General features: G+C 74.3%; 13 protein-coding genes. 6 read left to right on the forward strand and 7 right to left on the reverse strand.

The genetic code is table 11. The features are described 5' to 3' along the window. Window positions 1-6 precede the first annotated feature (6 nt). The 3 genes from metF to CS0771_RS36700 form a co-directional block, all read right to left on the reverse strand. Window positions 7-924 carry a methylenetetrahydrofolate reductase [NAD(P)H] gene (gene metF, locus CS0771_RS36690; protein ID WP_212845239.1) on the reverse strand — a complete coding sequence of 306 codons (918 nt, stop codon included), beginning with the start codon at window positions 922-924 and terminating at the stop codon, window positions 7-9. A 61-nt stretch (window positions 925-985) separates the two neighbouring features. After that, window positions 986-1,336: a hypothetical protein gene (locus CS0771_RS36695; RefSeq protein WP_212845240.1), complete on the reverse strand. Its 351-nt coding sequence runs from the start codon at window positions 1,334-1,336 to the stop codon at window positions 986-988. 436 nt (window positions 1,337-1,772) lie between these two features. Further along, window positions 1,773-2,516 (reverse strand): GntR family transcriptional regulator, encoded by a 744-nt coding sequence (locus CS0771_RS36700; RefSeq protein WP_212845241.1) that lies wholly within the window; start codon window positions 2,514-2,516, stop codon window positions 1,773-1,775. Between the two features lie 417 nt (window positions 2,517-2,933). On the opposite strand from CS0771_RS36700, the gene CS0771_RS36705 reads away from it, so the two are divergent. Both CS0771_RS36705 and CS0771_RS36710 read left to right on the forward strand, forming a co-directional pair. After that, on the forward strand, window positions 2,934-4,256 hold the full coding sequence (locus tag CS0771_RS36705; RefSeq protein ID WP_212845242.1) for a helix-turn-helix domain-containing protein: 1,323 nt from the start codon (window positions 2,934-2,936) through the stop codon (window positions 4,254-4,256). Window positions 4,257-4,265: 9 nt separating this feature from the next. Then, window positions 4,266-5,336, forward strand: a complete 1,071-nt coding sequence (locus CS0771_RS36710) for a polyprenyl synthetase family protein (protein WP_239125388.1) — start codon at window positions 4,266-4,268, stop codon at window positions 5,334-5,336. A 1-nt stretch (window position 5,337) separates the two neighbouring features. Here CS0771_RS36710 and CS0771_RS36715 read toward each other — a convergent pair whose 3' ends face one another. Next, window positions 5,338-5,778: a ribonuclease domain-containing protein gene (locus CS0771_RS36715; protein WP_244871248.1), complete on the reverse strand. Its 441-nt coding sequence runs from the start codon at window positions 5,776-5,778 to the stop codon at window positions 5,338-5,340. Between the two features lie 56 nt (window positions 5,779-5,834). Here CS0771_RS36715 and mptB point away from each other — a divergent pair, with 56 nt between their 5' ends. Beyond that, window positions 5,835-7,565: a polyprenol phosphomannose-dependent alpha 1,6 mannosyltransferase MptB gene (mptB, locus tag CS0771_RS36720; RefSeq protein WP_212845243.1), complete on the forward strand. Its 1,731-nt coding sequence runs from the start codon at window positions 5,835-5,837 to the stop codon at window positions 7,563-7,565. On the opposite strand, the gene CS0771_RS36725 is transcribed toward mptB, so the two are convergent. The 3 genes from CS0771_RS36725 to CS0771_RS36735 are packed head-to-tail and all read right to left on the reverse strand — an operon-like array spanning window position 7,510 to window position 8,500. After that, window positions 7,510-7,818, reverse strand: coding sequence for a lycopene cyclase domain-containing protein (locus CS0771_RS36725; RefSeq protein WP_212845244.1), 309 nt, complete (start codon window positions 7,816-7,818; stop codon window positions 7,510-7,512). The two genes, mptB and CS0771_RS36725, sit on opposite strands and share 56 nt — an antisense overlap. Next, window positions 7,815-8,132, reverse strand: coding sequence for a lycopene cyclase domain-containing protein (locus tag CS0771_RS36730; RefSeq protein ID WP_244871249.1), 318 nt, complete (start codon window positions 8,130-8,132; stop codon window positions 7,815-7,817). The genes CS0771_RS36725 and CS0771_RS36730 overlap by 4 nt, the downstream gene beginning before the upstream one ends. 2 nt (window positions 8,133-8,134) lie before the next feature. Beyond that, complete coding sequence (locus tag CS0771_RS36735) at window positions 8,135-8,500, reverse strand: Rv2175c family DNA-binding protein (RefSeq protein WP_212845245.1); 366 nt, start codon at window positions 8,498-8,500, stop codon at window positions 8,135-8,137. A 78-nt stretch (window positions 8,501-8,578) separates the two neighbouring features. Between CS0771_RS36735 and CS0771_RS36740 the strand changes: the two genes are divergently transcribed. From CS0771_RS36740 to CS0771_RS36750, 3 genes are all read left to right on the forward strand, one after another. After that, window positions 8,579-9,208 (forward strand): hypothetical protein, encoded by a 630-nt coding sequence (locus CS0771_RS36740; protein WP_212845246.1) that lies wholly within the window; start codon window positions 8,579-8,581, stop codon window positions 9,206-9,208. 81 nt (window positions 9,209-9,289) lie between these two features. Then, window positions 9,290-11,284: a Stk1 family PASTA domain-containing Ser/Thr kinase gene (gene pknB, locus CS0771_RS36745; RefSeq protein WP_212845247.1), complete on the forward strand. Its 1,995-nt coding sequence runs from the start codon at window positions 9,290-9,292 to the stop codon at window positions 11,282-11,284. A 20-nt stretch (window positions 11,285-11,304) separates the two neighbouring features. After that, entirely contained in the window at window positions 11,305-12,153 is an 849-nt protein-coding gene (locus tag CS0771_RS36750; RefSeq protein WP_212846265.1) for a deoxyribonuclease IV, read from the forward strand. The last annotated feature ends 45 nt before the right edge of the window (window positions 12,154-12,198 follow it).

Here is a 12,198-nt window from a genome sequence, read left to right on the forward strand (position 1 = left end):
TGGGAGCTACACCGTCGCGCCCACCCGCAGCCGCTGCCACACCTCACGGGTGGCCGTCGACCGGTTCAACGTGATGAAGTGCAGCCCGGGTGCGCCCTCGGCCAGCAGCTTCACGCTCAGCTCGGTGGCCACCTCCACGCCGATGGCGCGCACCGCCCGCGGATCGTCGGCGACGGCGCGCAGCCGCTCGGCCAGGTCCGCCGGGAACGCCGCGCCGGACAGCTGCGCCATGCGCTCGATCTGGCTGACGTTGGTGACCGGCATGATGCCCGGGATGATCGGCACGTGGCAGCCCGCGCCCGCCGCCGCGTCGCGCAGCCGGGCCCAGTCCTGCCAGTCGAAGAAGAACTGCGTGATGGCGTAGTCCGCGCCCGCGCGGCACTTGCGTACGAAGTGGTGCACGTCCGAGCCGAGGTCGGGCGAGCGCGGGTGCTTCTCCGGGAACGCGGCCACGCCCACGCAGTAGTCGCCGCTCTCCTTCAGCAGCCGCACCAGGTCCTCGGCGTAGTGCAGACCCTGCGGGTGCGCCACCCACTCCGCCTGCGGGTCGCCCGGCGGGTCGCCGCGCAGCGCCAGCACGTTGCGCACGCCCGCGTCCGAGTAGTGCCCGATGACGTGCCGCAGCTCGGCCACCGAGTGGTTCACCGCGGTCAGGTGACCCAGCGGCAGCAGCGTGGTCTCGGTGGCGATGCGCTCGGTGAGCTGCACGGTGGTGCCCCGGGTGCTGCCGCCCGCGCCGTACGTGATGGAGACGAAGGACGGCTGCAGCGACTCCAGCTCCCGGATCGCCTGCCACAGCAGGCGCTCGCCGTCGGCGGTCTTGGGCGGGAAGAACTCGAACGAGAACGTCGGCTCCCCAGAGCTGAGCAGCTCGCGCACGGTCGGGCGGGGTCCCGGCATGGTCGATGGGGCACGCAGCGTCACCCTCCCGACTCTAATGTCCGATCCCCGCGCGGTCCGCCTCGTCCCAGTTCGTGGTGCACGCCTACTCGTGATCATGCTCACCGGCCCCGTCCGTCGCAGCCGTCTGCGCGGCCGGCCCGCCGGGGAACCACCACTCCTCGCCGTCGAGGAGCCAATCCGCCGCCACCACCGCCGCACCGCGGCCGCCGACCGGGACGCGGCACGAGACGAGCAGGCCCCGCTCGGCATAACCCCGAGCCGAACAAGGCCACACCTGGTCGCAGGCGTTGCAGCGGTGAACGGGCGGACGGAACCCCGCGCCCGGCACGTGATCGTGCAGCAGCCGCGCGGCCAGCCGCCACAGCAGCGGCTGCGGCACGTCCTCCGGCGGGTCCAGCGGCGGGTTCTCCCAGTCGACCGTCGACAGCTTCATCGCGCCCTCCCCAGGTGCACGCGGACAGGTGCCGGGGCGGCGCGAGCCGATGGGAGAAGGCACGCCGCCCCGGCGGCTCGCGACCGGCCTCGGGAGTCGTCACCAGCGCGAGCACGTTCATCGAACCGCGGAGAAGCCCTCTTGGGAGGGGCCAGCCGCAGATTCGCAGGGGCCAGACCGCCCCTGCTCGTTACCTATCGCCTGAGCAGCGACGACACACCCCATGGCACATCGGGGCGCAACTGTCGCCGCAGGTCAGGTGCTGTCAATACACGCCGGCCGGGTTCCTGCGAGCAGGCGCCTGGCACAGGCGACTCGGTGTTTGGAAACGTCGCCATGTATCGGCACACGAGACCACCCTCCTTTGTGGACGCCGGCACAAAGGAGCCAGCCAGAACTGTTCGGAACAGTCAACCGCTGTTCCGAACATCCGTCGTCAGGCGGGGAAGGAGTAGGTCAGCTCGTAGGCGTCCGAGTCCAGGACCATGCGGTTCACCTCGACGCAGCGATCACCCGCGTGGGCGTAGCGAGTGATCTCCAGCACTCGCGAGCCGTCGACCGCGAGTTCGAGAGCGGCAGCCTCCTCCGGCAATGGGCTGCGGCCCACGATCCGCTCCGTGAAATGACTCGGGGCCAGTCCCTGTTCGGCCAGGCGAGCGTAGATGCCACCTGCTCCGGCGTCCGTGTGCTCGATCCGCGTTCCGCGCGTCAGCTCGGTCGGCAGGTAGGAGGTGGCCAGTTGCACCACCCTTTCCTCGACCACGAACCGTCGCGCCCGCGACAGGACCGGTGCACCGGGTGCGATACCCAGCGCACCAGCCACGAAGTCGGGTGCAGGGACGTCACCGATGACGACATCGACGGTCCGTGTCCGAGGACCGGTGTCGTGATCCTGGACCGATGCGCCCTGACGCCACCGGGCCTGGGCCAACCGGCCTGGCGAGCTGCGCACTATGCGTTCGAAGCGGCGGACATACGTGCCCGCACCGGGTCGGGACACCACAAGACCGTCCGTACGCAGGACATCCAGCGCACGGGTCGCGATGCTCGTGGCCACGCCATAACGCGCGGCGATCTCCCTCAATGAGGGCAGCTGGGCGCCTTCGGCGAGCTCACCGCTCAGGATGAGCTCCCGCAACCGATCCGCCACTCGCCGGTATGCCGGCTGCTCGCCCGCCATCGCGCAGGAGCACCCTCCGTCGTTCGGAACAGTCGCACTCTACGACACACCGATCCCGAACGATCTCTCTCCGAATCCGGCCGAACGTCGCGGCGCCCGGGTGGAGATCGCTGTTTCGTGTCGAAAGGTGAGGTCACAGCGCAGGTTCTGACACGAGACGCCGATCATCGACCGGCTCCACCGCCGACTCGGCCCCGCCGTCGGCGAGTACGCCCGCGAAGATCGCTGTCTCGTGTCGGGAAGTGGGCTCTGAGCTCACCTTTGGACACGAGACAGCGATCTTCGCGGCGAGCGGCGCCGGCGGCGGCGCGGGTTGTCGTACGGGACCGGTAGAACCGGATCGGCGCATGGGGGCCTGCGCCGAGCCGGGGGTCGGCCGTTGTCACGTGTCGCCGTGGGACGAGCCGGGAGGCCGCCATGCCCCGTCCGCCGCTGGGCAGACTGATCGCCGAGACCCGCCGGAGCCGGGGGTACAGCCAGACCCGGCTGGCCGCGCTGCTGTGCGCCGCCGCAGGCGCCGCGACCGTCACCCGGCACGAGGTGAGCCGCTGGGAGCGGGGCGAGCGGCTGCCCGGCGGGCAGTGGCTGGCCTGGCTGGCGCTCGTGCTCGACCTGCCGCCCGCCCTGCTCGCCGCCGGCGCCCGCCCCGCGCCCAGCCCGGCCCCGCTGGACGCCGTCGACCAGCTCTGCCGGCTGGCCGAGCGCTGGCTGCGCGAGAGCGCGGACCGCTCCCCGCCGCCCGGCGAGCCGGCCGCGCCCGGCTTCCGGCCCGGCCCGGCCGGGGACCGGTCCGCGCGGGACGGTTCGCCGGCGGAGGCGACCGGCTTGTTCGAGGCCGGGGCCGTCCGGCCTCTCCTCGCCGAGCTACGGCGCATGGACGACCTGGTGGGCGGGGCGGATCTGGCGCCGGTGGCGCACCGGCGGTGGCGGCAGGCCGCGTCCCGCCTGCGCCGGGCGCGGGGCGCGGACCGGCGGCGGTTGCTGCGACCCGCCGCCGAGCTGGCGCAGCTGGCCGGGTGGACGGCCGGCGACGCTGGGGACCAGGCCGCGGCGCTGCGGGCGTACCGTGCGGGCCTGCTGCTGGCCGCCGAGGCCGGTGACGCGGCCCTCGGCGCGCACCTGCTGGGCGGAGCGAGCCACCTGCTCGCCGAGGCGCGGCCCCGGGCGGCCTGGCAGCTGGCCCGGATCGGCGCGGCGGGGGCACGCCGCGGGGGAACGCCGGGCCTGCGCGCCCTGCTCGCGCACCGCGCGGCGCTGGCCGCGGCGAGGTGCGCGGACGGGAGCGCCGCCGCGCAGTCGCTGCTGGTCGCCCAGCGGCTCGGCGAGCGGCTCATCCCGGCGGCCGAGCCGTCCTGGCTGTACTGGCTGGATCAGGCCGAGCTGGCCGCGATGACGGGCCGCTGCCTGGTGCTGCTGGACCGGCCGCTGCGGGCGCTGCCGCTGCTGGACGGCGCGGCGGCCCGGTGGCGCGGCCAGCCGCGCACGGCGGCCGTGTACGCGGGATGGCGGGCGCGGGCGCTGCTCGGCATCGGGGAGGTGGAGCAGGCGTGCGCGGCCGGCGGGGACGCGGCGATCGAGGCGGTGCGCTCGGGCTCGGTGCGGGCGGCGGAGCAGACCCGCGAGCTGTCGGCGCGGCTGGCCCGGCGCCGGCACATCCCGGCGGTACATGACCTGAGTGAGCTGATCAGGCAGCTCATGTCATACCTCCCGGGGTCATCGACGGCAGGTGGCGTGAACTAAGTTCGTGCTATGACCATTCACCCGGTGGACCGTGCCGCGCTGCGCCCGCGGGTCGAGAAGGCGCTCGCCGTCTTCCTCGCCGACCGCCGGGAGCACATGGCGGACATCGACACCGGCCTCGCGCCGATGGCCGACGCGGTGGAGTCGTTCGTGCTGGGCGGCGGCAAGCGGCTGCGCCCCGCGTTCGCGTACTGGGGTTACCGGGGCGCGGGCGGGGAGGACCGCGACGAGGTGGTGACCGCGCTCGCGTCGCTGGAGCTGGTGCAGGCCAGCGCGCTGATGCACGACGACCTGATGGACGCCTCCGACACCCGGCGCGGCGAGCCCGCCGTGCACCGCAGGTTCGCCATGCTGCACGACCGGGCGGGCTGGCAGGGCGGCGCGGACGGGTTCGGCGCCGCGGCGGCGATCCTGCTCGGCGACCTGTGCCTGGTCTGGTCCGACGAGCTGCTGCACGCCAGCGGGCTGGACCCGGTGACGGTCGCCCGGGCGCGGCCGGTGTTCGACCTGATGCGCACCGAGGTCATGATCGGGCAGTACCTGGACGTGCTGACCCAGGCGTCTGCGGACACCTCGGTGCAGCGCGCCTCGCAGGTGGCGCGGTTCAAGTCGGCGAAGTACACCGTCGAGCATCCGCTGCTGCTGGGCGCCGCGCTGGCGGACGCCCCGGCCGAGCTGAGCGCGGCGTACTCGGCGTTCGGCCTGCCGCTGGGCGAGGCCTTCCAGCTGCGCGACGACGTGCTCGGCGTGTTCGGCGACCCGGCCGCGACCGGCAAGCCGGCCGGGGACGATCTGCGCGAGGGCAAGCGGACGTACCTGATCGCGATGGCGCTGACCCATGCCGCTCCGGCCGACCGGGACACCCTCGCGGCCGCGCTGGGCCGGGCCGACCTGGACGAGGGCGGCGTGGCGCAGCTGCGCCGGATCATCACCGAGTCGGGCGCGCTGGCCCGCACCGAGTCGTACATCGCGGAGCTGACCACGGCGGCGCTGACCGCGCTGGACGCCGCGCCGGTCGAGCCGGAGCCGGCTGACATGCTGCGTGAGCTGGCCGACGCCGCGGTCCGGCGCGCTGCCTGAGTCAGCGCTGCACCTGCCGGAAGCTCTCGTAGTGGTCGGCGGTGTAGTAGAGGTCGCCGTCGCGCCCGGCGACCAGCCGCCGCGCGCCGCGGTCGCGTGAGCCGGGCGTGGGCACCGTGTACTCGCGGTAGTAGCCGCGCGGCTGCTTGGGCAGGATGCCCTCCAGGTTGCCGAACACGGTCCCGTCCTTGTCGTACGGGAACGGCCCGCCCGCGTCGATCAGCGCGACGGTCGCCACCGCCTCCTTGGGCAGCTGGTCCAGCCGCACCGTGGGCAGCCCCGACACCGGCGTCTGCGCGGCCGTGGCGGCGGGCGCGCCGCCTTCCGAGCCGGGTTGCATGGTGGTCCGCGCGCAGAAGCCGACCAGCGCCATGAGCGCCACGAGCAGCACCGCCGCCACGGCGGCGATGACGATGTTGCGCCGTGTCCCGAGCCTGTCCACACGAGGAGTGTGCGGCGTCGCGCAGTACCGATCAAGGACCGTGGAATCATCATCGGGTGCTCCCCCGCCACGCCACGACCCGGGCCGCCGTCGCCCTCGGCTGCGTCTCCGGCGTGCTGCTGGCCGGGTCGGCGTTCCTGGCGGGCGCGCTGCCGGGCGGCGACCCGGGCCCCGGCCTGCGGCTGGGCGGGTTCGGCGCGGTCCCGGCGGGTTTTCTCGCGGGCCTGCTCTGCTGGCTGCTCGGCCTGTCCGGCTGGACGGCCGCCTGGTGGCAGCTCGGCCGCCTCCTTCCCCAGGTCCAAGCTCCCGTCATGCCGCTGGAGCAGCATCGCCGGAGCCTGGAGCACAGCCGGGCACAGCCGGGCGGGGATGCCGGGGTCGGCGTGTCGGCCGGGCGGGTCCTGCTGATCGGGGCGGCGTGGGCGGCGCCGCTGCTGGTCGCGCCGCCGCTGGGCAGCCGGGATGTGTATGCGTACGCCTGCCAGGGCTGGCTGTGGCGCGCGGGGGTGGACCCCTACGCGCTGGGCGTCGCCGACGGCGGCTGCCCCTGGAGCGCGGCCGTCCCCGAACTGTGGTGGCACACCCCCACCCCCTACGGCCCCGCGGCCGTCGTCCTGTCCGGCGCGGTGACCTGGCTCGGCGGCCTGCTCGGCGCGCTCGGCGGCCTCCGCCTGCTCGCCGTCGCCGCCCTCGCCCTGCTCGCCGCCACCCTGCCCACCGTGGCCCGCGCCTGCGGCGTCCCCGTCCCCGCCGCCTACTGGCTCGCCCTGCTCACCCCCCTCACCGCCGTCCACGCCCTCTCCGCCGCCCACAACGACGTCATCGTCGCCGCCCTCACCCTCACCGCCCTGGCGCTGTCCCTCACCGGACCCCGCCAAGATCGTGTCGATCTTGCACGAAGTGTTGCCCATTCGCCCGTTTCACCCGTGTCGTCCCCACATCCCGCGCAAGATCAACGCACCGTGCCCGCCGCCGCCGACTCGGCCCGGCCCGAGACCCGCGAGCGCCGTGAGGGCGGCGGCAGTTTCGGGGAAACTGCAGCCGACGACGTCTCGATGAGTGCAGTTTCCCCGAAACTGCACCCCGGCCTCGGGCTCCGGGGCGGGGCGGGGGTGGGGGTGGGGGCGGCGCTGGCGGGGTTGGCCGTCGCGGGGGCGGTGGGGGTGAAGGTGACGGCGGTGGTGGTGGTGCCGTTCGTGTTGGTGCTGCTGGGGCGGCGATGGTGGGTCGGGGCGGTGGCCGGGGTCGGCGGGTTTGCGCTGTTCAGCGTGGTGAGCGGGTTGGGGCTGGGGTGGGTCGGAGCGCTCAGGGGCACGGGGGAGCTGGCGCAGTGGAGTTCGCCGCCGACGGCGGTGGGGATGACCGTGGGGTATCTGCTGCGGGGTGTGGGGCTGGGCGAGTGGTCGGGCGCGGCGGTGACCGTGGCTCGGGTGCTGGGGGTGCTGGTGTTGGCCGGGATCGGGCTGGTCGCACTGCGGCACGCGTGGCGGCATCGGGGGCAGGCGCGGGTGGTGGTGCTCGCCTGCGGGTGGGTGATGGCGGCGACGGCGCTGCTCGGGCCGGTGTTCTATCCGTGGTACGCGGTGGCGCCGCTGGCGGTGCTGGCGGCGGCCGAGACCGACGCGCGGCGGCGGCGGTGGCTGGCCCTGGCGGCGGCCGGGTGCGCGTTCCTGACGCTGCCCAACGGGCTCGGGGTGCCGGTGCTGACCAAGGCGGTGGGCGCGGTCGCGGTCACGGCCGCGCTGATCGCCGCCGCCGTCCGGTCCAGACCCAGAGCGAGAGCGTGAACAGCACCAGCGCGAAGCCGAACACCAGGTCCTCGACGGGGGCGTACGCCACGCGCAGGCCGGTGATCGCCTCCGGCGCGTAGCGGACCACCCCGCGCCCGGTCAGGATGCCGTTGGAGAGCAGCTGGAACAGCAGCACGATCGGGTACGTCGCCCAGAACGCCAGGCTCGCCAGCAGCCGGGTGCGCAGCACGAACAGGTCGACCGCGACCGCCCCGGCCAGCCCCAGCAGGGCCGCCACGGTGTACGTCACGATCGCCCGTACCTGGCCAGCACGGTGCGGACCGCCTCGTAGCCCAGGATCGCGCACAGCGGCACGACCAGGAAGAACAGCAGCTCCTCCAGCGGCATCCCGCCGGGCAGCCAGACGCCCAGCACCTGCGCGTGGTCGAAGCTCCAGTGCCCGGCCGCGATCGCGGCGAGGTCCCAGGCGACGAACACGGCCAGCACCGGCACGGCGACCAGCAGCAGCCGCCGCCACTGGCGCAGCACGCCCACCCGCAGCACCGGCTCCAGCCACAACGCGCACAGCAGGCAGCCGAGCAGCACCGCGAGGTAGGCGTACACGGTCAGAAGGCCACGGCCTGCGCGCGGCGCTTGACCTCACGTGCCTTGTCGCCGCCGAGCGCCGCGGCGGGCGTCCCCGGAAGCGTGTCGTCGGCGGTGTAGAGCCACCGGACCGCCTCATCGTCGTTGTACCCGGCGTCGCGCAGCAGATTCAGGACGCCGGGGAGGTGCTTGAGCACGGTGTCGTTCGCCACCAGCTCCGCCGGCACCTGGCGCACGCCCTCGTGGCGCACCGCCAGCAGCGAACCGTCCTTGATCAGCTGGTGCACCTTGATGATCGACAGCCCGAGCCGCTCGGCCACGTCCGGCAGGGTCAGCCAGCTGGTGGGTGCGTCGGTCGTCGAATGCGCAGTTTCGGCCACCTCCACACCTTGCCACGTCGCCGGCCGGGCTCACCACCGCATCCCCGACCCGGGCGGCTCCGTGGCCGTGGAAAGGACCCTCGGATGAATCCCTGGCACCTGATCAAGCGCGAGATCGACGGCGCGGTCCGCTCGCTGCGCTACGACCTGGCGCGGCGCCGGATGAACGACGAGACGGTGATCATGCCGGTGCTCGGCGACGAGCCGCCGCGCCCCACCACCCGGCACCGCGCGGTGCTGGCGACGGGGGCGATGCTGCTCGCCTCGGTGGGGGTGGGCGGCTACTACGCCGTCACCGCCGGGGTGGACGCGCTGCTCGGCGACGACCGGGTGCCCGGCGCGCTGCCGCGGGTGCCCGCACCGGCGTCGTCCCCGGCGCCGGTGCCCTGGCGCCAGGCCGGGGCGATGCCCAGCCCGACCGCGGCGCGGGACGTGCCCGCCGCCGTCGTGTCGACCACTCCCTCCCCGCGCCGCTCGCCGTCGCCGAGCCCGTCGGCGTGCGACTGCGAGGCCACGCCCACGCCGTCCGCGTCCGCCTCCCCGTCTCCGTCGCCCTCCCCTTCCCCCTCGCCGAGCCCGTCGCCCAGCCCCAGCCCGTCCGCCTCGCCGTCGACGCCGGCCGCGGCGTCCGCCTCAGCGGTGGTGACGCCCGACACGCCGGGACCGGCGCAGGAGAGCTCACCAGCCGCCACGCGTACGCCCGACATCGCCTGACATGCGGAAACCGCAGGTCGCGGCACGGTCGCACGCGCGGGTGTACGGCTTGGGCCCACGTCTGACTTAGACTGCGCTGCGATGAACACTCAGACCGCCGATCCGCTGCTCGGCTCACTCGTCGACGGGCGCTACCGCATCCGCGGTCGCGTGGCCCGTGGTGGCATGGCGACGGTCTACACAGCGGTAGACGAGCGCCTGGAGCGCACGGTCGCGCTCAAGATCATTCACCCGGCCCAGGTGCGCGACGCCGCGGGCCAGGCGTTCAGCCTCGACCGCTTCACCGACGAGGCCAAGACGATCGCCCGGCTCACCCACCCGAACGTGGTCGCCGTCTACGACCAGGGCACCCACGCGGGCCTGCCGTATCTGGTGATGGAGTACGTGCGCGGCCGCACGCTGCGCGACATCCTCGCCGAGCGCCGCCGGCTCAGCCCGGTCGAGGCGCTGGCCCTGATGGAGCAGGTGCTGTCGGCGCTGGGCGCGGCGCACCGCGCCGGGCTGGTGCACCGCGACGTCAAGCCGGAGAACGTGCTGGTCGCCGAGGCGCCCAGCGGCGGCGGCCAGAACCTGGTCGACGCGGTGGCCAAGGTGGCCGACTTCGGCCTGGCCCGCGCGGTCGAGGCGAGCGCCGACGACCCGTCCGGCGGCCAGCTCATGGCCACCGTCGCCTACGTCGCGCCGGAGCTGGTCACCGACGGCCACGCCGACCCGCGCAGCGACGTCTACAGCGCCGGGATCGTGCTGTTCGAGATGCTGACCGGCCGCGTGCCGTACGACGGCGAGCGGCCCGTCGAGGTGGCCTGGCAGCACGTGGACCGGGACGTGCCGCCGCCGTCGCGGATCGTGGCGGGGCTGCCCCCGGTGCTGGACGAGCTGGTCGCGTCGGCGACCCGGCGGTCCCCCGGCCAGCGCCCCACCGACGCCGGCGCGCTGCTCAGCGCCGTGCAGGCGGCGCGGGAGAGCGTGACCCAGAACACTAACGCGGCCACCCAGCTGCTGCGCCCGGTCGCGCAGGACACCGTGGTGGTCAACCACGTGGTGCCCGGCGAGCGCCCGTCGTGGGCCCGCCTGCCCGGCGCGCAGCCCGCGCCGCGCTCCCGGCGCCGCAGCCCGGCTCCGGCCGCCCCGGTCGGCCTGCTGGACCAGCTCAAGCAGCGCTACCAGCAGACGATGGCCGATCCCCGCGGGCGGCTGGCGCTCATGTCGGGCGCGGTGGTGCTGGCCCTGCTGGTGCTGACCGGCGGCTGGTGGCTCGGCTGGGGCCGCTACGAGGTGACCCCCCAGCTGGTGAACCTGACCCAGGAGCAGGCCGAGGCGACGCTGCGCGCGGCCGGGCTGCAGGTGGTGTACGGCGACCCGCAGTTCCGCGAGGACGTGCCCAAGGACGTCGTGCTGGTGCAGGATCCGCCCCCCGGCGAGCGCGTGGTGCGCGGCGGCGCGGTGCGGCTGATCCTGTCCAAGGGCGCCGAGCGCTACCTGGTGCCCGACGTGTCGGGCAAGACCTGGGACCTGGCGCTCACCGACCTGCAGGCGGAGCCGTTCAAGTTCAAGGTGGTCAAGGCGGGCGAACGCTACGACGACCTCATCCCGAAGAACACCGTGCTGGACACCGACCCGAAGGCGGGCAGTGAGGTGCCGCCGGGCACCGAGATCAAGGTGATCGTCAGCAAGGGCCGCGCGCCGCTGACCGTGCCGTTCGTCGAGGGCAAGTCGCTGGCCGAGGCCACGAAGACGCTGCAGGACATGGGCCTGCGGGTGGTCGTGGAGCGGGTGCAGTCCGACAAGCCGTACGACGTGGTGGTCAAGCAGGACCCGCCCAACGGCACCGGCGTGGAGAAGAACGCCGCGGTGACCCTGCAGGTCAGCGACAACCAGAGCCTCAGGGCGATGCCGGAGGTGCGCAACGCGCGCTGCGGCGACGCCGAGGGCCTGCTGGCCTCGATGGGGCTGCAGGTGGAGGTGCGCGGCGTGCTCGGCGACAAGAACTGGTTCAAGGTCGTCAACCAGGACCCGCAGCCGAACACCCCCGTGCAGCAGGGCCAGCACGTGATCATCGATTGCCAGTTGGGATGACGGACACGGTGAGCGACGACGTGACGCGCCCGGCCGGCGCGGTGGGCGCGCACGCGCCCGTGGCCGGCGGCCTGGCCAAGGCCGCCCTGCCCTACCTCGACAAGGTCGGCGCCACGGCGGTGCAGGTGTACGTCGGCAATCCGCGCGGCTGGGCGCGCCCGCCCGGCGATCCGGCGCAGGACGCGCTGTTCGTCGCGGGCTGCCACACCCGGGCCGTCCCGGCGTTCGTGCACGCCTCGCTGCTGGTGAACGTGGGCTCCCCCACCGCCGCGACGGTCGAGCAGTCCCGTGAGGTGCTGGCGCACGCGCTGCTGCGGGCCGCCGCGATCGGCGCGGGCGGGGTGGTGTTCCACGCCGGCTCCGCGGTCGACGCCGAGCACACCCCGGCGGCGCTGCGGCAGGTGCGCGAGGTGCTGCTGCCCCTGCTGGACGCGCTGCCGGACGACGGGCCGCGGTTGCTCGTCGAGCCCAGTGCGGGCGGCGGGCGCTCGCTGGCGGCCCGTGTCGAGGACCTGGGGCCGTACCTGGACGCGGTGGACCGCCACCCCCGCCTCGGGGTGTGCTTCGACACCTGCCACGCCTGGGCGGCCGGGCACGACCTGGCCAAGCCGGGCGGCATGACGCTGACGCTGGACACGCTGGTGGAGGTGTGCGGCCCCGGGCGGCTGGGGCTGGTGCACGCCAACGACTCCAAGGATCCGGTGGGGTCCACCCGCGACCGGCACGAGGCCATCGGCAAGGGCCTCATCGGGGCCGACGCGTTCGCGGAGATGTTCCGCCATCCCGCGCTCGCGGGCGTCCCGGTGGTCGTCGAGACGCCGGGTGAGACGCACGCCGCTGACATTTCCCTGCTCAGGGGCTTGCGCTAGCAGAATCCTTTAGGGCACCCTTACTGAGGCAAGGCTTGCTTCACC

Source organism: Catellatospora sp. IY07-71, from assembly GCF_018326265.1.
Taxonomy (GTDB): domain Bacteria; phylum Actinomycetota; class Actinomycetes; order Mycobacteriales; family Micromonosporaceae; genus Catellatospora.